The sequence below is a fragment of the Marinobacter sp. B-21 genome, assembly GCF_056857895.1.
This window is the reverse complement of sequence record NZ_JBSXNZ010000068.1, coordinates 111,741-136,767: the sequence shown is the minus strand read 5'-3', so window position 1 is coordinate 136,767 and position 25,027 is coordinate 111,741. Positions and strand designations below refer to the sequence as shown.

The following is a 25,027-nucleotide window of genomic DNA, read 5'->3' as shown; positions in this document are numbered from 1 at the left end:
CTATACCTTGATCTCATCTAGCATTGCCGACAACTCATCCAACGATGGCAACGCCTGTTGTTCAGTTTCTGCCTCAATGACTTTGGCATCGATCAACCCTGCCATTGATGCGGCATTGTTTGTCAGTGTCCAACCGTTATCGACATTCCACACGATGTCGCCGTTTTCGAGATCAGGGTTCTCCAGGGTTTGGATCAGCGCGTCACACTTATAGAGATCCATACCCACTTTTTTAGCCCATTCTGAGGCCCCAAAAATGTCGCGAGACTGCGCATCAAGCGCCTTGTTGTAGCGGCGTTTAAGGTCCTCACCCTCTTCTTTGAGATTGGCAAGTTTCACATCATCACCTTTTACACAACCGAGCTTTCCGCAGGTCAAGCACGCCCCCATTTTCGGACAGGGTTCGGCGGCAAAGTTGTGTACACAGATTCCAACGTGGGTCTGATGGATGACCCGGTCCTGATCATCCTCATGCAGATCTCTCACATCACTGAGGCTCAAAGGTTGATTTGTTTTGACCTTCTCCAACCGCTGAGCGGCATTGCTATGCTTCGTTTTGGGGTGATAGGCCGCAACAGTCTGGGTGCGCTCCTCGACGGTCTCATGGTTGTATACAGACCCCATAGTCGTGCGCCCTGAAAATGCGTCGATCAGCAACTGTGACAGGCCTGCTCTGTGCATCTCCGTGTTCAACTGGTGACGGAAGGCGTGCGTCCTCACCTTCACACCGTGGTAGCCATGGCGCTCAAAGATGCTGAGCACGGGGCCGCCTCCCAACTGGACCCTCATACGGTCTGCGTTGGCGGCGATCTCTACGCCGAGACCTTTTACCCTAGCGGGGTTGCCCGCCGTTTCATCTGCCAGAATGCCTGTGCGCACAGTGAACAGCGCATCACGGTACTTCACCCGCTCTTTGCCCTCGGTATAGGGTGTTGTGTACGGGAAGTGTTTAGGCAAGTATTTTTCACGCATCAGGACATTAAGTTTGCGCAGCGTAATTTCGCCCCTGTCGTTAAACTTATAACCCTGAACTCCAATCTTGCCCTTCATGTAGATTGATTTTCTCTTACCTGTGTCCCAACCCTCGCGTATCTCGTCCAATATCGCTTTAGCGGCTGGGCTGATCGCCCGTCGCTTCTCGACGCCCCTCAAAATGTGTTGTTTGAAAACCCCTCGCGGGCTGGCGTTTTTGGTGGACAATGCAAAAGCTGCACATGCTTCTGCATAGGTGAGCAGGTCATCGGCGCCCTTTTTTGGCACTCCTTCATGGGGTGGAAATTCATCGGGATGATCTTCCAGCCATGCGGCGTAGGCCCGCCCGTCATCGGTAACCGGTTTCAACAACGTAATGGCACGCTCTAAGACCGACTCCATCTCAGGTTTAACGACAGGTTTCAGCATTGGCTTGTTTATCTTTTCGGCGTACCAACGCAAGAACATGCGCCGATGGCCTTTATCATCCTCTTTGAACACCACGCAATCGCGCTCAACATCGGCCAACTCGCCAATGCGACTGGGCACACTGAGCAAAAAAGCGCTCGCCGATGTCACGACAATATCCATAGGAGTGATCAAATCGTTATTAAACACCTCCCCCAAAGCCTTTATCGCTTCGGTACTGGGAAGTTTCTGCTCACGATTCGCTTTTTGCTGCTTCAGCGTACCAACGGGTCTAACTTTGAGCGAAGAAGTCCACCGAAAATTAGTCTTGAGCAGCTGTTTGTCCTTCATCAGGGTGATGATCTTCTCAAGAGCCTTGCTGGTGACGTACGCCGTATTGCCTTTTACCCAATGGGTTTGCATGTATTCGCAGGCTCGATTACATACAGCCGCTGAAACTCTCGTCACATCCCGCGTACAGGTCAATTCGACCAGTGCGGCCTCAAGGGCCTTGACGGCATCTAACCAAGCCTTCATCGACTTCTTTGTCTGATAGACACGGCGGTACACCATCAATGCCTTGGCGAAGTCCGAGAAGGGGGGCGGCATCGTCACTTGAGTCGACCTAGTCGATGTAATCGCCGTGAAGGCACAACCCTCAAAACCGTGAGCATGCCAACTCTTGTCTTCCCAGCGAATACTCCTGTAAACCCGATCCGGAATTCCCTTTGGAAGGATTGCTTTTGCCCATTGAATAAACGCATTTAATTGTGCTTCGGCATCCAGGTGAATCTTCGGCTTAAAGTCGACGAAGTTAGTCATGCGCCACATCCCTCTGACTGGATTACTTGGCGCATGTCCCGACAATCGAGAATAACTTTGCGGCAGGCTAAAATGGCACGATCCCAGAGCACTCCCGTGGTTTTATCCATGGCAATTGCTTGCGCTCGACGACGCTCCAACCGCTCAAGTGCGGCAGCGTGATCCGCCTCCAAAAGTGGTTGGAATTTACCGCATCCGTAACAGGTAAAGGGCGCGTCCAGATGGCAGGCAGCATCGGCACCACAGACCGCAAGATCCTCAATCTGCCGATCCACTAGGTTCCCGTTCTTCGCTGAGGCACGATCCGTCACAATAGTGCCGGTAAACGCACCAACAACGATCGCGAGATGATCACTCATCTTCGCATCAATTAAATTCATCAACTCAACGGAGACCGCTCGGTACTTCCGGGCTGTACGAGTATCTTTGTGCATCAGTGCATTTGCCATCGACCACTCGTCCAGCCCTGCATTGGATAGGTCCGTGCCGAGGGTGTGTCTGAACCGATGGCCTCGACTGATTTTCAGCGGCTGATGTGTGCGGTGCGAAATCGGAAAATCAGCCATACGCTCTATGCGATAAAGCCAAAATCTTACCCCGCTTGCTCGGACATGAAACTCAGGTTTCGGCGCGTCTTCCAGTGCTTTTTGATTGGGGAGACCAATCAAAACTGGTGGGTTAAAAGATCCGACGCCCACCTCTTGTAACTTACGTCGAAAAAGAGGCACGTGTTTGATCGCCTTATCCCAATCGGCGCCGCTTGGATATTCTTGCCAGAGTCTGGCGAGGATTATCGCCTTATAGGCCTGCACGGTGTTGTAGAGGTCTTCATCCAGGCTAAACGTCTCTGCCTTTGCTCGCCAGCCCGCATCGTCGTCTCTTTGTTTCGCCCAAAAGAGCCTGATCTTGTAGCCCTCATCGGTTTTGATGAAATCATCAAAAACCAGCATGCGCAGCTGTACGCTGCGCTGCCCGTAAATCATCAGCAAGCGCAAATAGAGGTATTGCTCAGGGTCTAACTTAGCGTGGCAAAATTGCTCATGCGCCCACTGGTGTAGGGCGTCCTGCTCCGCCTGCGTAAAAGGGCCTTGCTCAGGGTCCAAGCTCAGGATGACATCCTTCTGGACACACTTTTTCCTCGGCAGCCCCTTGTACGCATCTATTAGGGATTGCCAAGGACGCTGTCTAACAGACTCACAGGTGTGCCAGAACTCCATGAAACTGGCCAGAGTAGCAAACTCCCCGGTGTTAAAGCGTTCCCGCAGTTCGGTCAGGTGATCTTCATTGAGGGGATTAAACCCTGCTTCCGCAGACCTCGACAGCACACTGGCAACGCCTGAAATAGTTGCCTGTGACACATCTGCCATGCGGTATGCCAAGGCGGCGTGTAACCAGCGTTGCCATTCGGACGCGACACAGACTATTGCGGCTTGCCAGTTAACAGCCCAATTACTTGCTCTGTCAGGCCACCACATCGGTTCAGAGGGCGTGAAAAACTTTCCACATTTAGCGAGGCGAGGCGCGCTCAACCACGCATCGAGGGTATCCTGCGTTGGCGCTTGGAGTGCACTGACGGGAATATTCACTTCGTAGCTCCTTTTCGCACTTTATCCTCAACATTTTCACGGATCGCCTTAAGCCTCCCGGAGCGCTTCTTCATCGCTTTATCTGCTTCTTCCTTCCAAAATTTCGCTCCGTATAGACCCGGCATGTGCGATTCAGGACTCCACCCGAACATCCAAGTAAGCGTCTTTTGAACTTGAGTTGTGCGGTCCTCTGGCGTGAGCGTTTCAAGCTCCTCGCGCATGCTTTCGAGCATCGTGTAGACCGAGTCATGCCTCAAAATGTGAGGGTGGATGTGAGCCAGCTCAGGCACTACTTCTCCGACTCGGGCAAAAACGCCATCCAGCGCTTTAATGCTCATCGCCTCGCCTTCATTTTTTCTATGAGAAACAAGCAAAAAAGGATGCTTTCTCGCCTGCGATGAACCTTGACGGGGCTTTGTGCGCCGATACTTCGACTCATATTCAATGATCGCGTCGTAGACTTCATCGGTCATGACCAGCATGCGTTCGTGGGTTTTAAATTGCGGGGCCACCCTACGCGGGTCCATGCTTTCATCTTCGATATTGACCACCGCGAGCTGACGATTGTGCCAGTGAATATCGCTAGTCTTAATCAAGAGCATTTCAGAACGGCGCAACCCCATATCGAGACCGAGCAACAAAATGATGAAGTTACGCAGCTTAATAGCTTCATTTGCAAATGGATTTGCGGGACTTTCCGGATGCATGACCTCCAACAATTGATCTCGTTCCCCATCTGTCAGCCCTTTCACCTCACCGATTCGCGTCTTTTTCCACCCTGGACTAGCAGCTTTAATCTTGCGGTTGAATCGCTTCCTAACATCGTCAACCGCTTCGTATCGCGTCAGGTCATCACCCAGCTTTTCGTATAAAAAAGCTAGGTAATCGCGCACTGCTTCAAGGCGCTGCTTCGCATGGACCTTACCAACCGATTTGTATGCAGTTGGATGCAAGCGCATACCCGCATACTTCTTAGCCAAGGTTTCCTTGTGGAACCCTGCGTCTGATACAAACCGAGAAATTTCGCTGTCCGTCAGGTAGTTTGACTTGGGACGCTGTTCTAGGCGGGAAATCAAATCGATGGATGAGAAAGCGAGAAAGCCCTCAAAAACGGCCAAGTGCTCAAGATACTTTTTCGTGGTTTCGAGGGCCTTGCCTGACAGTTCAAAGGTTGCGTACAGATTTGGGTAGTAGAGGGGAATGAGGTCTTGCACAAGCAGCTTTCTTCGCGCAGCATTCACCACTTGCTCGATAACTTGATGACCCATATTGTTCTTCCTTAAAACGTGACTTTTTTAAGTATAGTAACGAACAGGGACTTGCACAAGAAAAACTTAACTTTTTGTTTTTCTGCTTTGAGCGCTTATCATCTCCCTCAAAGCCTCATGATAACTGACTTAAAGGCGAAACAGATTATGTCGAAAAGTGACAAAATCGGGAAAACAGGCTCTTACGTATACACCATGAACCGCGTGGGCAAGGTGGTACCGCCCAAGCGAGAGATTCTGAAAGACATCTCACTGAGCTTCTTCCCCGGCGCCAAGATCGGCGTTCTTGGCCTTAACGGTGCTGGTAAATCCACCCTGCTTCGCATTATGGCCGGCGTGGACCAGGATTACATCGGCGAAGCCCGCCCCCAACCGGGCATTAACGTGGGCTACCTGCCCCAGGAGCCGGAGCTGGACGAAGAGAAAACCGTCAAGGAAATCGTCGACGAGGCGGTCTCCGGTGTTCATGACGCCCTGGCGGAACTGGACCAAGTTTACGCAGCCTACGCCGAACCGGATGCGGATTTTGACGCCCTCGCCAAGAAACAGGGCGAACTGGAAGCCTACATCCAGGCCACCGACGGCCACGACATTGAACGCAAGATGGAAGTCGCCGCCGACGCGTTGCGCCTCCCGCCCTGGGATCAGAAAGTGCAAATCCTGTCCGGTGGTGAGCGCCGCCGTGTTGCCTTGTGCCGCCTGCTGCTGTCCGGCCCAGACATGTTGCTGCTGGACGAGCCCACCAACCATCTGGATGCCGAATCCGTGGCCTGGCTTGAGCGCTTCCTGCACGATTATGAAGGCACCGTGGTTGCCATCACCCACGACCGGTATTTCCTCGACAACGTCGCCGGCTGGATCCTGGAACTGGACCGTGGCCATGGCATTCCCTTCGAGGGCAACTACAGCCAGTGGCTGGAGAACAAGGAAAAGCGCCTGGAGATGGAGTCCAAGCAGGAGGCCTCTCACCAGAAAGCCATCAAGCAGGAGCTGGAATGGGTTCGCAGCAACGCCAAGGGCCGTCAGTCCAAGAGCAAGGCCCGCCTGGCCCGCTTTGAGGAGATGAGTTCCCAGGAGTTTCAGAAGCGCAATGAAACCAACGAGCTGTACATTCCGCCTGGACCTCGCCTCGGCAACAAGGTGATCGAAGTGGACGGTATCAGCAAGTCCTTCGGTGACCGCCTGCTGTACGAAGACGTGTCCTTGAGCGTACCACCCGGTGCCATCGTGGGCATTATCGGCGGCAACGGTGCCGGCAAATCGACCCTGTTCAGGATGATCGCGGGTTACGACCAGCCTGACTCCGGCACCATTACCGTCGGTGAAACCGTGGAACTGGCCTACGTGGACCAGATGCGCGACCTGGACGGCAGTAAAACCGTCTGGGAAGAACTCTCCGACGGCAACGATATTATCAAGGTAGGCAACTACGAGACCCCGTCCCGGGCCTATGTGGGGCGCTTCAACTTCAAGGGCAGCGACCAGCAGAAACGGGTTGGCGACCTGTCCGGGGGTGAGCGTAACCGCCTGCACCTGGCCAAACTGCTCAAGGAAGGCGGCAACGTCCTGCTGCTGGACGAACCGACCAACGATCTGGACGTGGAAACCCTGCGCGCCCTTGAAGAAGCCCTGCTCAACTTCCCGGGCTCCGCCCTGGTGATCTCACACGATCGCTGGTTCCTGGACCGGGTAGCCAGCCATATCCTGGCGTTCGAGGATGACGGCGAAGTGGTGTACTTCGAGGGCAACTTCACGGAATACGACGAAGACTTCAAGAAGCGCAAGGGCGATTCTGCCATGCAGCCCAAGCGTATGAAGTACAAGAAGCTGGCCTGATGTTAGTAAAAGAGGGGTCATGAAAGAGGGTGCTAAAAGAGGGGTCAGATGAAAGCTTTCATCTGACCCCGTTTTCATGAACCCGTTTTCAACCCCGTTTTCACATCTGCCCCCGCTTTCATCCATTATCCCCCGAGATCGCCATGGCCAAAGCAAAAACCGCCTATGTCTGCACCGAATGCGGTGCCGACTACTCCAAATGGCAGGGCCAGTGCACCGCCTGCCAGGCCTGGAATACCATCAGCGAAGTCCGCGGTGTCAGCAGCAACACCAAAGGCGCTCGTGGCGCCCGCTTCGAGGGCTTTGCCGGCAGCCTGTCGGAAGTCCAGAGCCTGGACGACGTCAGCCTGGCTGAACAGCCTCGCATCAGCTCGGGCATGCAGGAGTTCGACCGGGTTCTCGGTGGCGGCCTGGTGGAGGGGTCGGCCGTGCTGATGGGCGGCCATCCGGGCGCCGGCAAGAGCACCCTGCTGCTTCAGGCGGTATGCCACCTCGCCGCCAGCGTCCCTGCGCTTTATGTCACCGGTGAAGAATCCCTGCAGCAGGTCGCCATGCGTGCCAAGCGGCTGGGATTGCCCACCAAAGATCTGAAGATGCTGTCTGAAACCAGTGTTGAGCGGGTGATGCAGGTAACGGAAGCAGAAAAGCCGCGGATTCTGGTGGTGGACAGTATCCAGGTGATGCACGTGGCAGAGATTGAATCAGCCCCCGGCAGTGTGTCCCAGGTACGCGAAAGCGCCGCCTTCCTGACCCGCTTTGCCAAGCAGACCGGCACCATCCTGTTCCTTGTCGGGCACGTTACCAAAGACGGCAGCCTGGCCGGCCCGAAAGTTCTGGAGCACATGATCGACTGTTCCATCCTGCTGGAAGGTTCCAGCGACAGCCGCTACCGCACACTTCGCGGCATCAAGAACCGGTTTGGCGCGGTGAATGAACTGGGCGTATTCGCCATGCTGGAACAGGGCCTTAAGGAAGTGAAGAACCCCAGCGCGATATTCCTCAACCGTGGCGAGGAAGCGGCGCCCGGCAGCGTGGTGATGGTGGTCTGGGAAGGCACCCGGCCCATGCTGGTGGAGATCCAGGCACTGGTGGACATGGCCCAGGGCGGCTATCCGAGACGCGTGGCGGTTGGCCTGGACCAGAACCGGCTGGCGATGCTTCTCGCCGTATTGCACCGTCACGGCGGCATGCATGTATCTGATCAGGATGTGTTCGTGAACGTGGTCGGCGGTGTGAAGGTGAATGAAACCAGCGCCGACCTGGCATTGTTGGCCGCGATTGTCTCCTCCTTCCGCGACCGCGCCCTGCCCCAGGATCTGGTGATTTTTGGCGAAGTCGGCCTTTCCGGCGAAATCCGACCGGTCCCCAGCGGCCAGGAGCGCATTTACGAAGCCGCCAAGCACGGCTTTACCCGGGCACTGGTGCCCAAATCCAATGCCCCCCGCAAGGCCATCGAGGGCATGAAAGTGATTCCGGTGACCAAGCTCAGTGACGCGCTCTCGGCTCTGGAAGATCTCTGAGTATCTTGTCTTGGGAGTTGACGGACAGGATGGCTTTTCTATTTCCAAAAACCGCTACGAGCACATCCATGTGGGCTTGTTTCCGGCCATCCCTGGCCTCCAACATTTTTGGAAATAGAAAAGCCATCCTGTCCTGCATGCTTGGCAGTAATAGTCCCACCCTCATATCTCTTAGCTTTTGACCCGCAACGTAGGTCGGATTAGGCGAAGACGTAATCCGACAAAACCCGCCTAATCAATGAGATGAGCAAACTCCCTCTCCAACAGCGCCTGATCACCAAGGTTAAGCTCAACAAGACGTTTGAGGTGGGTAGCGCTATCAAGGTCAATGTACCGACATTTGAAGCCAAGCCTGTGCGGCTCCACGTGCCTGAGCTCAACCGCCATAACAATACCTGCTTCATGATCATCCAGGTGAATAATCACCTCACACGGCTGATTCAAAGGCACATCCCACCCCTCCGGCCGTTTTACCAGAACGCCTTTCAAGGAAATATCCAGCACCTCGGTGGTCCAGACAGTCTCCAGACAGTGGAGTTCGCAGGGCGCGTCGAATTCAATCCGGTGAAACCGGCGTTTTTCGGGAGTTTTGGTGGGCAAGTGACTACTCCTGTTTACCGATCTTGGTTTACCTGACTATAGACCGGACAGAAGGATGCATCCAGAGGATTTTGGAGTGGTCGATTGTTAGGAAGATATATCGCCGCTGTGAGATAGAGGCCGTTGTGGGGCCCTTTCCAAAAATGTTGGAGGCCATGGATGGCCGGAAACAAGCGCACAGGGAAGTGCTTGTAGCGTTTTTTGGAAAGGGCCCCACAACGGCCTCACCTGCAAAGCCCTCAGGCTAGGGGAAAAAGAACCCCAATGCTCAGCGGTGATACTCCGGACTCAATTCAACGACCGCCTCGATGAACGCCTTGGCATGCTCCGGATCCACGTCCGGTGTAATTCCGTGGCCAAGGTTGAAGATGTGCCCTGTGCCGGAACCATAACGGCGCAGGATATCCGCCACTTCCTGGCGAATCCGCTCAGGCGGCGCGTACAGCATGGCCGGATCCATGTTGCCCTGAAGGGCTACGTGATCGCCAATGCGGGCGCGGGCGTTGCCGATGTCCGTGGTCCAATCGAGACCAACGGCGTCGGCGCCAGAGTCCGCGATGGACTCCAGCCACTGACCGCCATTCTTGGTGAACAGGATTACCGGTACTCTGCGGCCGTCATTCTCGCGAATCAGGCCGTCGACGATTTTCTTCATGTAGCGCAGCGAGAACTCTTCATAGGCCCAACTGCTGAGCACGCCGCCCCAGGTATCAAAAATCTGCACCGCCTGGGCGCCGGCCCTGATCTGGCCATTCAGGTAATCGATAACCGCATCCGCCAGATGGTCCAGCAACCGGTGCATCACCTCCGGCTGGCCGTACATCAGCTTCTTGGCTTCCCGGAAATCCTTGGAGGAACCACCTTCGATCATATACGTGGCCAGGGTCCATGGGCTGCCGGAGAAACCAATCAGAGGCACGCTGCCGTTCAGGGCGCCGCGAATGGTAGAGACCGCGTTCATGACGTAGTCCAGATCCACCCTGGCGTTGATTTTCGGCAGTGCAGCCACGTCGGCTTCAGAACGAATGGTGTTCCGGAACTTGGGGCCTTCCCCGGTTTCAAAGTAAAGGCCCAGCCCCAGTGCATCCGGAATGGTCAGGATGTCCGAGAACAGAATGGCGGCGTCCAGGGGGTAACGTTCAAGCGGCTGAAGGGTGACCTCGCACGCCAGCGGAGTATTCTTGCACAAGCTGAGAAAATCCCCGGCCTTCGCCCGTGTGGCGCGGTATTCCGGCAGGTATCGCCCTGCCTGTCGCATCATCCATACCGGAGTACGGTCCACGGGCTGGCGCATCAGTGCGCGCAGGAAACGGTCATTTTTCAGCTCGGTCATGGCAACTCCTGGTCTGGGAAACGAATTTTCTGGAAGGTAATGATACGCGGTTTAGGTCAATTGGAAAGGTGTCGGATCAATTGGAAAGGCGTTAGAGAGAAGCCAGGTGAACCAGGGGTCAGATGAAGGCTTTCATCTGACCCCATGTCCGGGACAATCAGGTATCCAGGTAGTCCATGATGCCTTCGGCCGCCTGGCGGCCTTCCCAGATAGCGGTTACGACCAGATCCGAGCCGCGGACCATGTCGCCGCCAGCGAAAATCTTCGGATTACTGGTCTGGAACATGAACTCGGATTCCTCCGGTGCCGTTACCCGGCCTGAGTCGTCGGTGCTCACCTTCAGCTCATCGAACCACTCGGCAGGGCTGGGACGGAATCCGAAAGCAACCAGAACGGCATCCGCCGGAATCACTTCCTCACTGCCCGGCACCACTTCCGGGCGGCGGCGGCCGTTGTCATCGGGCTCGCCCAGTCGCGTCTGGATCACTTTAACACCTTCAACCCGATCTTCACCCAGGATGGCGATTGGCTGCCGGTTGAAGAGGAACTTCACGCCCTCCTCCTTGGCATTGGCCACTTCCTTACGGGAGCCCGGCATGTTTTCCTCGTCCCGACGGTAGGCGCAGGTCACGCTCTCAGCCTGCTGACGGATGGAGGTGCGATTGCAGTCCATGGCGGTGTCACCACCACCCAGAACAACGACACGCTTGCCTTTCATGTCGATGAAGTCGGCCTTGTCTTTTTCAAAGCCCAGGCGACGGTTAACGTTGGAGACCAGGAACGGCAGCGCGTCGTAGACTCCGGGCAGGTCTTCACCCGGAAAACCACCCTTCATGTAGGTGTAGGTGCCCATGCCCATGAAGACGGCATCGTATTCGTCGATAATGTCCTGCAACTGGACGTCCTTGCCAACCTCGGTGGACAGGCGAAATTCCACACCCATCTCCTCGAACACCTGACGGCGCCGAGTCATGACCGACTTCTCCAGCTTGAACTCGGGGATTCCGAAGGTCAGCAGGCCGCCAATTTCCGGATAGATGTCGAACACAACCGGCTTTACACCGTTGCGAACCAGGACATCGGCGCAACCCAGACCGGCAGGGCCAGCACCAATGACTGCAACCTTCTTGTCTGTCCACTTGACTGCGGACATATCCGGCTTCCAGCCCAGAGCAAAGGCGGTGTCCGTGATGTATTTCTCCACCGAGCCGATGGTGACCGCGCCATAGCCGTCATTCAGGGTACAGGCGCCTTCACACAGGCGGTCTTGGGGACACACACGGCCACAGACCTCGGGCAATGAATTGGTCTGGTGACACAGCTCCACCGCGCGCATGATATTTCCTTCGGACACCAGCTTGAGCCAGTTCGGGATGTAGTTGTGTACCGGGCACTTCCACTCGCAGTAGGGGTTACCACACTCCAGGCAACGGTGGGCCTGGGAGGCGGCATGGTCCGCCGTAAACGGGTGGTAAATCTCACCAAACTCTTTCTTTCGCTTCCTGGCCGGCACCTTCTTCGGGTCAATCCGCCCAACTTCGACAAACTGGAAGTCGTTACTCAGTCGTTCTTTCATTTCGATGCTCTCATCAACTCGATTTCGACGAGGGGTGGCAGTCAGGCTGCGCACCCCGAACCCTGTTCTGCCCGTCGCCTTATTCCGGACGCGCCCGGGTGCTGGCCAGCAGGCTGCGGAGGTTGGCAGCCTTGGGTTTCACCAACCAGAAACGGCCGATGTAGTCGTCGAAATCCTCAAGAATGTGCTCAGCCCATTCACTGCCGGTTTCCGAGATGTGCTCCCGGATAACACCTCGCAGGTGATTGCGGTATGACTCCATGTCTTCACTGGAAATCCGCTGAATCTCCACCAGCTCGTGGTTGTACTTGTCCACGAAGGTGTTGTTGATATCCATCACATAGGCAAAGCCACCGGTCATGCCGGCACCGAAGTTGTGCCCGGTAGAACCGAGAACGGTGACCAGGCCGCCTGTCATGTACTCACAACAGTGGTCCCCGGTACCTTCCACAACAGCGTGAGCGCCAGAGTTACGAACCGCGAAACGTTCGCCCGCCGTTCCCGCCGCAAACAGTTTGCCGCCGGTGGCGCCATACAGGCAGGTGTTGCCGACAATCGAGGTTTCCTGGGTCTTGAAGGCACTGCCACGGGGCGGTTTCACCACCAGCTTGCCGCCGGTCATGCCCTTGCCGACATAGTCGTTGGCATCGCCTTCGAGCACCAGATTGAGACCACCCACGTTCCAGACACCGAAGCTCTGGCCAGCAGTGCCGGTAAGATCGAGGGTAATCGGCGCATCGACCATGCCCTGGTTGCCGTGCAGCGCGGCAATTTCACCGGACAGGCGAGCACCGATGGACCGGTCGCAGTTGGTCACCCTGTAGGGCCAGACACCACCACTCTTTTCCTTGATCGCCGTGGCGGTATCCTGAACCATCTGCTCCGCAAGCGTACCTTTGTCGAACGGATGATTCCGCTCCACCTGGCAGGTCTGTGGCTTGTCCGCCGGAATGTGGTCATTAGACAACAGACGAGTGAGATCCAGCTTCTTCTGGCGCTCGGTGTCGCCCGGCAGCCGCTCCAGCAGATCCACACGTCCGACCAGCTCTTCGAGAGTGCGCACACCAAGCTTCGCCATCCATTCACGGGTTTCCTCAGCAACAAAGCGGAAGAAATTCATCGCCATTTCCACCGTGCCATTGAAGTGTTCTTCACGCAGGTAGTCATTCTGGGTGGCAATACCGGTCGCACAGTTATTCAGGTGACAGATGCGCAGGTATTTACAGCCCAGCGCAACCATGGGCGTGGTTCCAAAGCCAAAGCTCTCGGCGCCAAGGATTGCACCTTTCACAACATCCAGGCCGGTCTTGATGCCACCATCGGTCTGCAGGCGAATCTTACCCCGAAGATCGTTGGCCCGAAGCGCCTGTTGGGTTTCCGTCAGTCCCAGCTCCCACGGAGAGCCCGCATAGCGGATCGACGTCAGCGGGCTTGCCGCCGTGCCGCCGTCATAGCCGGAAACCGTAATCAGGTCTGCGTATGCCTTGGCAACACCGGCCGCGATGGTACCGACACCCGGCTCGGACACCAGCTTCACAGACACCAGAGCCTGCGGGTTGACCTGTTTGAGGTCAAAGATCAACTGGGCCAGATCCTCAATGGAGTAAATATCGTGATGCGGTGGCGGCGAAATCAGCGTTACGCCGGGCACTGAGTAGCGCAGGCGTGCGATCAGGTCATTGACCTTGCCACCCGGCAACTGGCCGCCCTCACCCGGCTTGGCACCCTGAGCCACCTTGATCTGCATAACATCGGCACTGCGCAGGTATTCCGCGGTGACACCAAAACGACCGGAGGCAACCTGCTTGATCTTGGAGCGCTTTTCGGTGCCATAACGGGCAGGGTCTTCCCCACCCTCGCCGGAGTTGGAACGGCCGCCAAGCGTGTTCATGGCAACAGCCAAAGCCTCATGAGCCTCCGGCGACAGTGCGCCCAGAGACATGGCCGCGGAGTCAAAGCGGGGGAAGATATTCTCGACCGGCTCCACCTCGGAAAGGGCGATCTGCCTGAGATCCTTGCGGAACCCCAACAGGTCACGCAGAGTCGCCACCGGGCGCTCGTTCACCAGCCCGGCGTATTCTTTGTAATGGCCGTAATCGCCTGTGGTAACCGCTTCCTGCAGCTTGCCCACCACGTCCGGGTTGAAGGCATGGTACTCCTGGCCATGAATGTATTTCAGCAGACCACCCGGGGAGATGGGCTTGCGAGGCTTCCAGGCAACGGTGGCCAACTGCTCCTGGTCCTGCTGAAAATCATAGAACCCGGCGCCCTGGATACGGCTGGGCACCCCAAGGAAGCACAGATCAACAACCTCATCGGCGAGACCGACCGCCTCGAACAGTTGGGCTCCACGGTAGGACGTGATGGTAGAGATACCCATCTTGGACAGGATCTTCAACAGGCCCTTGTTAATGCCCTTGCGGTAGTTGTTCTTCGCATCAATCGGATCAATCAGCAACTCGCCGGTGCGGATCAGATCATTCAGAACCTGATAGGCAAGGTACGGATAGACCGCCGTGGCGCCAAAGCCAAAGAGCACCGCAAAATGATGGGGATCCCGGGCCCAGCCGGTTTCCACGATGATGTTGGAATCGCAGCGCAAACCCTGCTGGACCAGATGGTGGTGAACAGCGCCGGTCGCCATCATGGCGTTTACCGGCAACTCACCTTCCTTCAGATCCTTGTCCGTCAGCACCAGCAACACCTTGCCATCACGGACTGCCTGTTCGGCGTGCTCGCAAACCTGACGGATAGCCTGCTCAAGACCCTGCTCCGGGCGGTAGCTCATGGCGATGCGCGCCACCTCGAAGCCCTGTCGGTCATTGTTGGCAATCTTGAGAAATTTCGCAGGCGACAGAACCGGGGTGGTCAGGATGATCCGGTCCGCGTGATCCGAGGTTTCCTCGAATACGTTTCGCTCGGCACCCAGACAGGTTTCCAGTGACATAACGATCGCCTCACGCAGAGGATCGATCGCCGGGTTGGTGACCTGGGCGAATTTCTGGCGGAAGTAATCCGCCACGTGGCGGACCCTGCTCGACAGAACCGCCATCGGGGTGTCGTCACCCATGGAGCCGACGGCCTCCTGGCCATTCTCGGCCAGCGGACGCAGAACCTGGTCACGCTCCTCAAAAGACACCATGAACATCTTCTGATGAACCAGCAGCTCGTCAGCATCCATCAGCCTGAAGTCAGGTGTGTCCTGGTTCAGAGTGGTTTCAACGCGCAGCGCATTCTCACGGAGCCAGCGTTTGTAGGGCTGCGCGGCCTTGAGGCGCTGATCAATGTCCCGGGTATGCAGGACTTCGCCGGATTCGGTGTCAATGGCCAGCATCTGGCCCGGGCCGACCCGCCCCTTGGCTACAACATCATCAGGCTGGTAGCCATAGGTTCCGATTTCAGAGGCCAGGGTAATAAAGTCGTCCCTGGTAATGACCCAGCGAGCGGGCCGCAGGCCATTACGGTCCAGCATGCAGACGGCGTAGCGGCCGTCAGACATAACCAGGCCAGCCGGACCATCCCAGGGCTCCATATGCATGGAGTTGTATTCATAGAACGCCCGGAGTTCCGAATCCATACTGTCGACGTTCTGCCACGCCGGGGGAATCATCATCCGGGCCGCGCGGAACAGGTCTACACCACCAGCGAGCAGCACTTCCAGCATGTTGTCCATGCTGGAAGAATCAGACCCGGTAAGGTTTACCAGCGGCTGCAGGGTCTGCAGGTCCGGAAGCTCCGGCGAGCTGAACTTGGCAGCGCGGGCGATGGCCCAGTTTCGGTTGCCATCAATGGTGTTGATCTCACCATTATGGGCCAGATACCGGAACGGCTGGGCCAGCGGCCACTTGGGCATGGTGTTGGTGGAGAAACGCTGGTGAAAAACACAGATCGCCGTCTCCAGGTCAGGATCGCCCAGATCCTTGTAAAAATTGGCAAGATCCGCCGGCATCATCAGGCCCTTGTAGGCCAGGGTTCGATGGGAAAGGCTGCAGATGTAGAACTCGGGATCATCCGCCATGTCGCCCTCGGCGTGGCGACGGCCCACGAACAGGCTGATCGCAAACTCACGATCTTCCTTGCCGGCAGGAACCACGAACACCTGTTCAATCCGGGGCAGGCAATCAAGAGCCATGGGCCCAAGGCAGCTGTCATCCACCGGCACTTCACGCCAGCCGAGGATCTCCAGACCCTGTTCGGTCAGCCGCTTTTCAAGTGCGTCCCGACCAGCGGCGGCCTTGGCTTCATCCGGGTTCAGGAATACCTGACCCACGGCAAAAAGGTCACCTGGCTCCTTGCCAAAAGCTGACTTGGCGGCTTTCTTCAGGAAGCCGTCCGGGCTCTGGATCAGCAGGCCACAACCATCGCCGGTCTTTCCGTCTGCAGCGATACCACCCCGGTGGGTCATGCAGGTCAGAGACTCGATGGCAGTTTGCAACAACTTGTGGCTGGCGTCGCCCTTCATATGGGCAATCAGGCCGAACCCGCAGTTGTCCCTGAATTCGTCGGGATGATACAAACCTGTCATCATAAGCGTTCTCTCGCGTAGAAATACTTTTCAATCAAAGAGTTACTTGGCACGCAGCCATACAACCACTCTTTGACACTGAAAATGGGGGCTGGCTATTTTACACACGTAGAAATACGTACTCAAATCGGAGTTGAGTTATTGTGGGAAGCCGAAAACGGAATTACCAACTGACAGGTTATGGAACAACGAGTTAGCGCCAGACAAGGCGCTACTGCAAACTGTCGATTGATCGAACCCACGGCGACCGGGAAACCAGTTCCTGGGGTAAATTGGATACAGCCTCATTCGCCGCCTCTCGGGTGGGGAACTCACCATAGAATACCATAAACCAGGGCTGACCCTGTCTTTCGCCAAGGGTGTAAACAATCTCACCAAGCTGTGAGTGGCGCTCTATGATGTTAAGTGCCGTTTGCTCCAGGTTGCCGGCCACGAGCTGAATCGTCCACCCTTCGCGGGCCCTCACCTGCTCAAGCGGTACAAAATACTCCGGGTTTTCAGGTGTAAATGCTGGCTCTGGCTCTGGCTCTGGCTCTGGCTCTGGCTCTGGCTCTGGCTCTGGCTCTGGCTCTGGCTCTGGCTCTGGCTCTGGCTCTGGCTCTGGCTCTGGCTCTGGCTCTGGCTCTGGCTCTGGCTGAGCAGCTTCCGGCTCTGTTGCAACCTCTGTCAACAGGGTTTCAGTCTCCGGGAGAGGCTCCTCCGATGGAGGCTCAACAGCCTCGGTTTGAGGGCCGATGGTGATGCTCTTGCGGACTGGCTCAGGCACCTTCACTGACTCCTCAGCCATCGACTCATCGTACTGACGGGAAACAAACCACCACGAGCCCGCGAGCAGTAACAGGGCCAGCGCCGGCCAGCCGATGCGCTTCCAGGGCAGCCCCTGAGAACGCATCGCAGGCGATGTGGCTACCATATCCAGCCAGACCCCGGGCGTTACCCGCTTGAGTCTCGCAAAGCTGCCCTGGCTCAGAGCGTGAATTTTCGACACCCGTACGGGACCCAGCAGCTCACTGGCCTTCCCGCCGGCCGCATGAACTCTCGGCTCAAGATAGGCAGCGACTTCGTCTTTCGTCAGCGGGCGCAGATGAATCTGGTGAACGGATGTAGAAGCATCATCAAGTGCTAACATCTCGACCAGATTATCGCTTCCCGAGAAAACAGGAACCGCTGAAGACCCGCGCTCCGACGCCAGATAGGCAGAAAGAATGAGCCTGAGTAATTCCACCGGCGCCCGGTCGGCATCGTCAATCAACAACACCATCCGCTGGCCTTTGCGAACCCGGGATTCGGACCATTTGAAGAAACGGTAAATAAGATCCCGGGGATTCCCATCCGACCCCATTCCCGACCGCGCAACCGTTTTCAGGTCTCTGGCAAGGGCCTGGGCACTGGTTAACGCTGAAGCGGGAATCCGGTGAAAGTCGACTCGGGATGACTCGCTTCGCACCAGCTCCGCCAGTATTCGGCTCTTGCCGGACCCTGCGGCACCGGTGAGTAAAAGCGCCATGTCGCCGAACCCACAGAGGTGGCGCAAGGCTTCCAGCGCATGATGACGCATGGCATCCGGAAAAAACGGCGTCTCCATTTCCAAAGGGTTGGCGCGCAGACCATACCGTTGCTGCAGCCTGGGAAACAGGCCGCCGCCATCAAGACTGTTCAAGCTTTCCTCGGTCACGGGTCTTCCTTGTCTGCTATTCCTTTACCGCAAGCCACGCGAAATCATCGAAGCCATTAGCCTGACTTCATTCCAGGCTGCAGAAGCGGGCAAAGGTCAATGCCAGGTTTTCCGGGCCAGCCTCGGAGGTTACAACGGCATCACCAACTGAGCGGAGCAAAACAAGCCTGAGTTGCCCGTCGACATTCTTTTTGTCTACCGCCATCAGACTCATGAAATCGTCCGCCGTCATCCCGACTGGAGGTTTGCCGGGCAACCCGGCACTCAGAATAAGACGGGTTATCCGGTCGCAGTCGGCCCGGGAAATCATACTTTCGAGGGCAGAAAGCTCCGCCGCCATGATCATGCCCGTTCCAACCGCCTCTCCGTGGAGCCAGTTGCCATAGCCTGCAAAGGTCTCTATGGCATGGCCAAAGGTGTGACCAAGATTCAGTATCGCCCTCAGACCACCTTCGCGCTCATCCAGCGCAACAACCTCCGCCTTGCAGGCACAGGACCGGTAGATGGCTTCTGCAAGCGCATCGGGATCGAGGGCAACAAGAGCGCCCACCTTGTCTTCAAGCCAGGCAAGAAAATCCAGATCCCGGATGAGCCCGTACTTGATCACCTCAGCCAGGCCGGCCGACACTTCCCTTGGAGGCAAGGTCTGCAGGCTTCCGGTATCAATCAGAACGGCCTGTGGCTGGTGGAAAGCACCGATCATGTTCTTACCCAACGGGTGATTGATTCCCGTTTTGCCACCTACGGAGGAGTCCACTTGTGACAATAGCGTGGTCGGTATCTGGATAAACGGAACTCCCCGTTGATAGCAAGCCGCGGCGAAGCCTGCCATGTCGCCGACAACCCCTCCTCCAAGTGCGACCAACGTGGTTTTCCGGGTATGCCGCTGCTCCAGCAGACCATCAAAGATCCGGTTCAGAGTCTGCCAGTCCTTGAATTTTTCGCCATCGGGTAGAACGACTGTATCAATACGCTTCCCGGGAAAGCAGCCTTTCGCACTCTCGAGATACAGGGGCGCGACGGTTTCATTGGTCACAATCATGACCTGGGAGCCGCCAACAAAACGCGACAGATCCCAGGTGCCAAGAAGGTCCTCGCCAATAAAAATGGGGTAGCTGCGATCCCCCAGCTCAACCGAAAGTTCACGAAGCAGGTTAGACATGATTACGACCTTCCTTCCGGATCTGCCTTTTGTGACGTGGAGTTCTCGGATTCAGCCGGTTAACCAGCTGCCGAACCACAAGCCTGGGGCTTTTGCGATCTGTGTACATGATGATGTCGGCCAGGCCTGTATACAGCGGATCCCGGATCGAGAAAAGATTTCTCAGGACGGCTTCCGGATCATCGTTCTGCAGTAATGGTCGGTTACGGTCTTTCCGCGTGCGCTCTACCTGCTGCTCAATCGACGTTTTCAGGTAGATCACCATCGCATCCTTTTTAAGCAGGGGGTGGTTCTCAGGCCGCATCACCGCGCCACCCCCAGTGGCGAGCACGGTGTTGTTTTCATTCGACAATTCGTCAAGCATCGCAGTTTCCCGCTGACGGAATCCATCCTCACCTTCAACATCAAAAATCCACGGTATGTTCGCCCCGCAACGCTGTTCAATGATGCGATCCGAATCGAGAAAACGATAGCCCAGCTCCTTGGCGAGCATCCGACCAATCGTGCTTTTCCCGGCCCCCATGGGGCCAACGAGGACAACGCGTTTTGGCAAAGACATAACTTCCGCTCAGTTTTGATCAGGCGGGTGAGAATATCACAGGGCCGGTACTTGCATAAGCTCCGTACCCGGCCTGTGGGGAATTCAGGCACAAAAAAGCCGCCGGTTCCAGGCGGCGGCGGCTTTTTTTCGGGATCCCGGTTACCGGACAAGATCGCTCTTGATGATCTTGGGCGTTATGAAAATTAACAGCTCACTGCGCTCATCAATTTTCTCGGTACGCTTGAAAAGACGACCCAGGTAGGGAATATCCCCAAGGAACGGGGTCTTCGTAGTTTGGGTCGCAACTTGCGACTGGAAGATACCACCCAGCACCACCGTCTCACCGTTGCCAACCAGAACCTGAGTGGTCACCTGGTTGGTATTGATCGAAGGAATACCGGCGGTAACTTCACCACGGGAGTCCTGGTTGACCACCAGATCCATAATAATCTTGTCATCCGGGGTGATTTGCGGCGTCACCTCGAGAGAAAGCACGGCTTCCTTGAACGAGACCGCTGTCGCACCGCTGGAAGACGCTCGCTGATAAGGAATTTCCTCACCGGATTTGATAGACGCTGTCTGGCGATCCGCGGTCACAACACGAGGCTGTGAAACCACTTCGGCCTGGCCGTCGCTCTCCAGCGCAGACAGCTCCAGGTCAACCAGGAAGTCATCGCTGCCCCAGCCAATGGCAAACGAGGAAGTGCCTTCACCGCTCACACCGAGATCGACCGCCAGCGCACCCGGGAAGGTGATTGTACTGCTGTTTCCGGCTGCAGCATCACGCGCCTCCTGCAAGGACTGCTGCGAGCCTCCGACAGTGAATACATTATCGCCACTCACATCGTAAGCGGCACCACCCCAGCGAATACCGAGATCTTCAGCCACATTGGTCTGGGCCCGGACAATTCGCGCCTCGATGGATACCTGCCGCACCGGCACATCCCATGTGGAGACAAGCCGACGGATTTCCTCGAGCTTTTGCGCAGTCTCACGAATACTGATGGTGTTGGTGCGAACATCCGAGGAGACAAATCCGCGGTCTGAAATCAGCTCCTCATCTTCCTTGATCAGGGCAACAATGTCGGCAGCCTTGGCGTAGTTGACCTGAACAATATCCAGCCGTACCGGCGCCAGCTCTGCAATCTGTTTATTGGTTTCCAGCTCCAGCTTTTCCCGGGCAGCAATCTCATCTGCCGGAGCCACCAGCAACACGTTACCGATCTGCCGCTTGTCGAGCCCCTTGGTCTTCAGAATCAGATCCAGAGCCTGGTCCCAGGGAACATTTTGCAAACGAAGCGTGATGCTGCCACCCACCGTGTCACTGGCGACCAGGTTCAGGCCTGTGAAATCCGCAATCAGCTGGAGAACCGAACGAACCTCAATGTCCTGAAAGTTCAGGGAGAGCTTCTCGCCGGTATACGGGAACTTCTCTTCACGGCGTGACTCTGCCTCCTGTTCAGTAAGCTTTTCCACACTGACCGTGAACTGGCTGCCGGACTGATAGGCAATATAATCGTAATTCCCTGCCGGGCTGATCTCGACCACCGCATTGCCATCTTCAACAAAGGTATCGATGCGGGTAACCGGCGTTGCAAAATCAGTAACGTCCAGCCGGCGACGCAGATTGGCAGGAACGGTAATGCCATCCATGGTCAGCCGGATTTTGCCAGCCCGTTCCGACAAGTCCACTGGCGTGCCGGAGCTGCCCAGATCGACAAGAACCCGGCCTTCCCCCTCTTTGCCACGGCGGAAATCCACACCGCCAAGGGCGTTGGCCGAAGAAGAACCCGATGCTCCCGGGCTACTCTGGGAGGACGAAGCAGGCGCGCCAGCCACGGCACCCTGAGCCTCGCCCCCAGCCTCGCCACCAATAGTCATAACCAGTGAATCGCCACTGCGAACCGTGTCGTAAGGAACCAGCTCAACGAGGTTGAAGATCAGCCGCGTTCGGTCCCTGGTTTCCACCACCGTCATACTCTGGGCGTTACCAGACCCCAGAGGAATGCTGCGACTGTCCAGACCGCTGATCGTGTCCCTCAGGTCGACAGCGATGCGAGCAGGGCGCTCAATGGTGTAACCGGTGGGTTCCGGCGGCGGCCCATCAAATTCCAGTGTCACTTCAAGCCGTTCGCCCGGTAGCGACGAAAACGACACGTCTTCCAGCGTGACCGCGTTGGCCAGGCCGGAGAACAACCCAAAAGCAATCACGCTGACGTATACATTGAGTTTTCTGAACATCGCTAGCCTCGACCCTAAACTTTTTTGTACGTGCATGTTTCTTTCAACTTTCATCCAGCCGCTCCCTAGCCTGCGCCTTCTTCGAGGGTCAGCGAGCGAGGACGCTCGACCCAGCCACCCCGGCCATTGGGAACGATTTCAATCAGCTCAATACGGGTTTCACTGACGCCCACGATACGACCGTAGTTCTGCCCCATATAGTTTCCGGTGCGCACCCTGTGGATGCCACCCGTGTCGTCTTCGACAAGAGCGAACAGGCTGCCTGAGGCGCCCTGAAGCGTACCGACCATCCGAAGCGCCTTGAGATCAAAGTTCTCAAGCACCTCTCTTGGCCGGTCCAGATCCGGCTCAACATCACTGACCGGCTTCTCATCCACCATGGTCAGTTGAACGTCGATCGGCGGCTCAAACGGTGCCCGTCTGTCTGCGGCTGAGTAACTGAAGGCTTCATAGGCCTTGAACTCGGGCAGAGGCTCCACGTATCCCCGCGGCTTCGCCCTCGTTTCGGCCATGAACTTGTCAAGATCTGAAAATCCGCTGCCCTGGGAACAGGCTGTCAGGAGAGACACCAGACACACACCCAGCCAGGCTTTTACCGCATGCTTTGCTGCCATGCTCATTCTCCAGCCCGGTAGCGGTAGGTACGGGCCACAACCTGCATATCAAGCCGCTCTCCGTCTCCGCCAGTTGGTTTGATGGTCAAGTCGTGCAGGGTCACGATCCGAGGAAGGCTTGCGACACTGCTGACAAAGGACGCCAGCTCATGGTAGGAACCGGACACCCGGATATTGATCGGCAATTCGGAATAGAAGTCCCGGCGCTGCTCCGGCTGCAGCTTCACTTCCTGGAGCGCAAGACCACTACCCAGGGCGGTATTGGTAATATCCTCCAGCAAACCTGGCACTTCGGTCTCGCTGGGAAGCTGCCTTACCAGCGCGCCAAACGTTTCTTCCATCTCCGCCATCTGAGCCTTGAAGACTTCAAGATTCGCCACTTGGTACGCTTTTTCTTCGTACTTCTTGCGAAGCTCCTGCTCCGTTTTTTCAACGCGTTCAAGCTGGGCGGACTGATCCTTGATAAAGAACCAGTACCCACCCCCGATAATGAGCCCGAAGATGATCAGAACCACAATGGCCTTGATCGGTGCTGGCCAGATACCTGCGTTGTTGACGTCGAGGTCGTTGATATCAAATTCATTAAGGCTTTTAAGTGAGTCCGCGAGGCTCATTACTTATCCTCCCCTTCGGGCTCAGGTGTTTTTTGTTGTACCGAGAGTTGAAACTGACTGTACCCGGCCCGGCGGCTGTCAGCTGCCGACACGTTTGATAGGTTGGGATCAGCAAACCAATAGGACTCCTCGAACTGACGCATCAACGTGGAAACGCGGCTGTTGGATTCCGCCATGCCCACGATATCCAGCCGGTCTCCTGTGCGCTTGAGGTCAGTATAGAAAAGACCATCGGGCAGCGTTCTGACCAGCTCGTCAAAAACCCGGACAATAACCGGGCGTTTACCCTGAAGGTCCTGGATAACATGCATCCGGGCAAGCAGCTCATCCCGTTTGCGTTTGAGATTCTCGATTTCCTTGATCTGCTGATCCAGCTTCTTGGCCGCCGTTTCAATATAAGCGTTCCGCGATTGCTGGTAAGCGATCCGGCTGTCCATATCGGACTTCCAGAGGAATACCAGGCCACCGGCAATGATCGCCGCACCAAGAATCATCACGACGAACTGTTTCTGCTTTTCGGCACGAAGTTCTTCGCGCCAGGGTCGGAGGTTAATCTTTGCCATCAGTCGAAGCTCCTCATTGCCAGGCCGCAGGCAATCATCAGAGAGGGAGCATCATTACTCAGCGCCGATGCATTGACCCGTGACCCCACTGCCATATCTGCAAACGGGTTTGCCACCAGTGCCGGTGTTCCTGTTTTTTCTTCGACCATTTCAGTCAGCCCCTGGATAGAGGCAGTACCGCCTGCCAGAACCACATAGTCGACAGCATTATACTGGCTGGCACCAAAGAAGAACTGAAGCGCCCGCGCCACCTGCTGCACGACAGCTTCACGGAACGGCGTCAGAACCTCTGACTCATAGTCATCGGGCAATCCACCCTGCTTCTTGGCGAGCCCGGCCTCTTCAAGAGACAATCCGTACCGGCGCTGGATTTCCTCAGTCAGCTGTTTGCCGCCAAAAATCTGCTCCCGGGTGTACACTGTCTTTCCGCCGGCCAGGACACTGAGTGTTGTCATGGTTGCGCCAATGTCGACAATAGCAACCACCAGCTCTTCACCCTGTGAGTCAAGCTGCGGCTCTATCAGCGCATATGCCCGTTCCAGTGAGTAGGCTTCGACATCAACAACTTTGGTTGTCAGTGAGGCAATCTCGAGGGCGTCTTCCCGTATGTCGACATTTTCTTTCCGGCACGCGGCCAGAAGCACATCAACCTGATCAGGATTGCTTTCGGAGGGACCCTGTACCTCAAAGTCGATGGCCACCTCATCCAGCGGGTATGGAATGTACTGATCTGCCTCGAGGGCGATCTGATCTTCCATCTCGAACTCGTTGAGGCCACCATCCATCTGGATGACCTTGGTGATAACCGCGGAGCCGGAGACCGCGACCGCAACCTGCTTCACGCTGGTGCGGGACTTGGAGGCAACGCGCTTCAGCACTTCGCCCACCGCCTCGACATCCGTGATATTTTTTTCGACCACAGCGTTCGCCGGTAACGGCTCCACTGCGTAGCTTTCAACCTTGTACCGGTCACCCTGCTTCGACAGCTCCAGAAGTTTGACCGAGCTGGAGCTTATATCCACGCCCAGCACTGCACTGGATTTCTTTCCTAACAATCCGAACACGCGCTCACCCTATACCTGGTTAGATGCACCGGGTTACGTAACTTATGTGTTTTTTATTTAAGAGAATTTCTTCATTATTCCGTCTACAATGCGTGTTCTTCTTAATC

17 protein-coding genes are annotated in these 25,027 nt (G+C 56.3%); 2 read left to right on the top strand and 15 right to left on the bottom strand.

The window, feature by feature from the left end:
• From AC13C0_RS08975 to AC13C0_RS08965, 3 genes are read right to left on the bottom strand one after another with little or no spacing between them, the layout of a single operon-like run.
• The gene (locus tag AC13C0_RS08975) at positions 1–2,202 is read right to left on the bottom strand and encodes a hypothetical protein (protein ID WP_053114393.1); all 2,202 of its coding nucleotides are present in this window, start codon (positions 2,200–2,202) and stop codon (positions 1–3) included.
• Positions 2,199–3,788 (bottom strand): site-specific integrase, encoded by a 1,590-nt coding sequence (locus AC13C0_RS08970; protein WP_053114391.1) that lies wholly within the window; start codon positions 3,786–3,788, stop codon positions 2,199–2,201. The genes AC13C0_RS08975 and AC13C0_RS08970 overlap by 4 nt, the downstream gene beginning before the upstream one ends.
• Positions 3,785–5,056 carry a site-specific integrase gene (locus AC13C0_RS08965; RefSeq protein ID WP_053114389.1) on the bottom strand — a complete coding sequence of 424 codons (1,272 nt, stop codon included), beginning with the start codon at positions 5,054–5,056 and terminating at the stop codon, positions 3,785–3,787. Before AC13C0_RS08965 ends, AC13C0_RS08970 begins: the two co-directional genes overlap by 4 nt.
• A 147-nt stretch (positions 5,057–5,203) precedes the next feature.
• On the opposite strand from AC13C0_RS08965, the gene ettA reads away from it, so the two are divergent.
• The gene (ettA, locus tag AC13C0_RS08960; protein ID WP_341581376.1) at positions 5,204–6,892 is read left to right on the top strand and encodes an energy-dependent translational throttle protein EttA; all 1,689 of its coding nucleotides are present in this window, start codon (positions 5,204–5,206) and stop codon (positions 6,890–6,892) included.
• A 143-nt stretch (positions 6,893–7,035) separates the two neighbouring features.
• The gene (gene radA / locus AC13C0_RS08955) at positions 7,036–8,412 is read left to right on the top strand and encodes a DNA repair protein RadA (protein WP_341581375.1); all 1,377 of its coding nucleotides are present in this window, start codon (positions 7,036–7,038) and stop codon (positions 8,410–8,412) included.
• Between the two features lie 231 nt (positions 8,413–8,643).
• Here radA and AC13C0_RS08950 read toward each other — a convergent pair whose 3' ends face one another.
• The 12 genes from AC13C0_RS08950 to AC13C0_RS08895 all read right to left on the bottom strand — a co-directional run bounded on the left by AC13C0_RS08950 (position 8,644) and on the right by AC13C0_RS08895 (position 24,920).
• Positions 8,644–9,012 carry a PilZ domain-containing protein gene (locus tag AC13C0_RS08950; RefSeq protein ID WP_117619557.1) on the bottom strand — a complete coding sequence of 123 codons (369 nt, stop codon included), beginning with the start codon at positions 9,010–9,012 and terminating at the stop codon, positions 8,644–8,646.
• 268 nt (positions 9,013–9,280) lie between these two features.
• A complete protein-coding gene (gene hemE, locus AC13C0_RS08945; RefSeq protein ID WP_117619556.1) occupies positions 9,281–10,345 on the bottom strand; it encodes a uroporphyrinogen decarboxylase in 1,065 nt (354 codons plus the stop codon).
• A gap of 157 nt (positions 10,346–10,502) precedes the next feature.
• Positions 10,503–11,921 (bottom strand): FAD-dependent oxidoreductase, encoded by a 1,419-nt coding sequence (locus AC13C0_RS08940; RefSeq protein ID WP_482954296.1) that lies wholly within the window; start codon positions 11,919–11,921, stop codon positions 10,503–10,505.
• A gap of 79 nt (positions 11,922–12,000) precedes the next feature.
• On the bottom strand, positions 12,001–16,449 hold the full coding sequence (gene gltB / locus AC13C0_RS08935; protein ID WP_482954295.1) for a glutamate synthase large subunit: 4,449 nt from the start codon (positions 16,447–16,449) through the stop codon (positions 12,001–12,003).
• Between the two features lie 208 nt (positions 16,450–16,657).
• Entirely contained in the window at positions 16,658–18,121 is a 1,464-nt protein-coding gene (locus tag AC13C0_RS08930; RefSeq protein ID WP_482954294.1) for an SPOR domain-containing protein, read from the bottom strand.
• A 67-nt stretch (positions 18,122–18,188) separates the two neighbouring features.
• Entirely contained in the window at positions 18,189–19,283 is a 1,095-nt protein-coding gene (aroB, locus tag AC13C0_RS08925) for a 3-dehydroquinate synthase (RefSeq protein ID WP_117619552.1), read from the bottom strand.
• Entirely contained in the window at positions 19,276–19,842 is a 567-nt protein-coding gene (aroK, locus tag AC13C0_RS08920; RefSeq protein ID WP_117619551.1) for a shikimate kinase AroK, read from the bottom strand. Before aroK ends, aroB begins: the two co-directional genes overlap by 8 nt.
• Before the next feature lie 141 nt (positions 19,843–19,983).
• Entirely contained in the window at positions 19,984–22,065 is a 2,082-nt protein-coding gene (locus AC13C0_RS08915) for a type IV pilus secretin PilQ (RefSeq protein WP_273069698.1), read from the bottom strand.
• Positions 22,066–22,130: 65 nt separating this feature from the next.
• Positions 22,131–22,679 (bottom strand): pilus assembly protein PilP, encoded by a 549-nt coding sequence (locus AC13C0_RS08910; protein ID WP_136629684.1) that lies wholly within the window; start codon positions 22,677–22,679, stop codon positions 22,131–22,133.
• 2 nt (positions 22,680–22,681) lie between these two features.
• Complete coding sequence (locus AC13C0_RS08905; RefSeq protein ID WP_273069700.1) at positions 22,682–23,293, bottom strand: type IV pilus inner membrane component PilO; 612 nt, start codon at positions 23,291–23,293, stop codon at positions 22,682–22,684.
• On the bottom strand, positions 23,293–23,856 hold the full coding sequence (locus AC13C0_RS08900; RefSeq protein ID WP_136629685.1) for a PilN domain-containing protein: 564 nt from the start codon (positions 23,854–23,856) through the stop codon (positions 23,293–23,295). The genes AC13C0_RS08905 and AC13C0_RS08900 overlap by 1 nt, the downstream gene beginning before the upstream one ends.
• The gene (locus tag AC13C0_RS08895; protein WP_117619546.1) at positions 23,856–24,920 is read right to left on the bottom strand and encodes a pilus assembly protein PilM; all 1,065 of its coding nucleotides are present in this window, start codon (positions 24,918–24,920) and stop codon (positions 23,856–23,858) included. The genes AC13C0_RS08900 and AC13C0_RS08895 overlap by 1 nt, the downstream gene beginning before the upstream one ends.
• Positions 24,921–25,027: the final 107 nt, after the last annotated feature.

What these genes read in the sequence shown, in the direction of transcription:
- AC13C0_RS08975 (WP_053114393.1), bottom strand. Translation starts at nt 2,202, where the DNA reads ATGACTAACTTCGTCGACTTTAAGCCGAAGATTCACCTGGATGCCGAA.
- AC13C0_RS08965 (WP_053114389.1), bottom strand. Translation starts at nt 5,056, where the DNA reads ATGGGTCATCAAGTTATCGAGCAAGTGGTGAATGCTGCGCGAAGAAAG.
- ettA (WP_341581376.1), top strand. Translation starts at nt 5,204, where the DNA reads ATGTCGAAAAGTGACAAAATCGGGAAAACAGGCTCTTACGTATACACC.
- radA (WP_341581375.1), top strand. Translation starts at nt 7,036, where the DNA reads ATGGCCAAAGCAAAAACCGCCTATGTCTGCACCGAATGCGGTGCCGAC.
- hemE (WP_117619556.1), bottom strand. Translation starts at nt 10,345, where the DNA reads ATGACCGAGCTGAAAAATGACCGTTTCCTGCGCGCACTGATGCGCCAG.
- AC13C0_RS08940 (WP_482954296.1), bottom strand. Translation starts at nt 11,921, where the DNA reads ATGAAAGAACGACTGAGTAACGACTTCCAGTTTGTCGAAGTTGGGCGG.
- gltB (WP_482954295.1), bottom strand. Translation starts at nt 16,449, where the DNA reads ATGATGACAGGTTTGTATCATCCCGACGAATTCAGGGACAACTGCGGG.
- aroB (WP_117619552.1), bottom strand. Translation starts at nt 19,283, where the DNA reads ATGTCTAACCTGCTTCGTGAACTTTCGGTTGAGCTGGGGGATCGCAGC.
- aroK (WP_117619551.1), bottom strand. Translation starts at nt 19,842, where the DNA reads ATGTCTTTGCCAAAACGCGTTGTCCTCGTTGGCCCCATGGGGGCCGGG.
- AC13C0_RS08915 (WP_273069698.1), bottom strand. Translation starts at nt 22,065, where the DNA reads ATGTTCAGAAAACTCAATGTATACGTCAGCGTGATTGCTTTTGGGTTG.
- AC13C0_RS08910 (WP_136629684.1), bottom strand. Translation starts at nt 22,679, where the DNA reads ATGGCAGCAAAGCATGCGGTAAAAGCCTGGCTGGGTGTGTGTCTGGTG.
- AC13C0_RS08905 (WP_273069700.1), bottom strand. Translation starts at nt 23,293, where the DNA reads ATGAGCCTCGCGGACTCACTTAAAAGCCTTAATGAATTTGATATCAAC.
- AC13C0_RS08900 (WP_136629685.1), bottom strand. Translation starts at nt 23,856, where the DNA reads ATGGCAAAGATTAACCTCCGACCCTGGCGCGAAGAACTTCGTGCCGAA.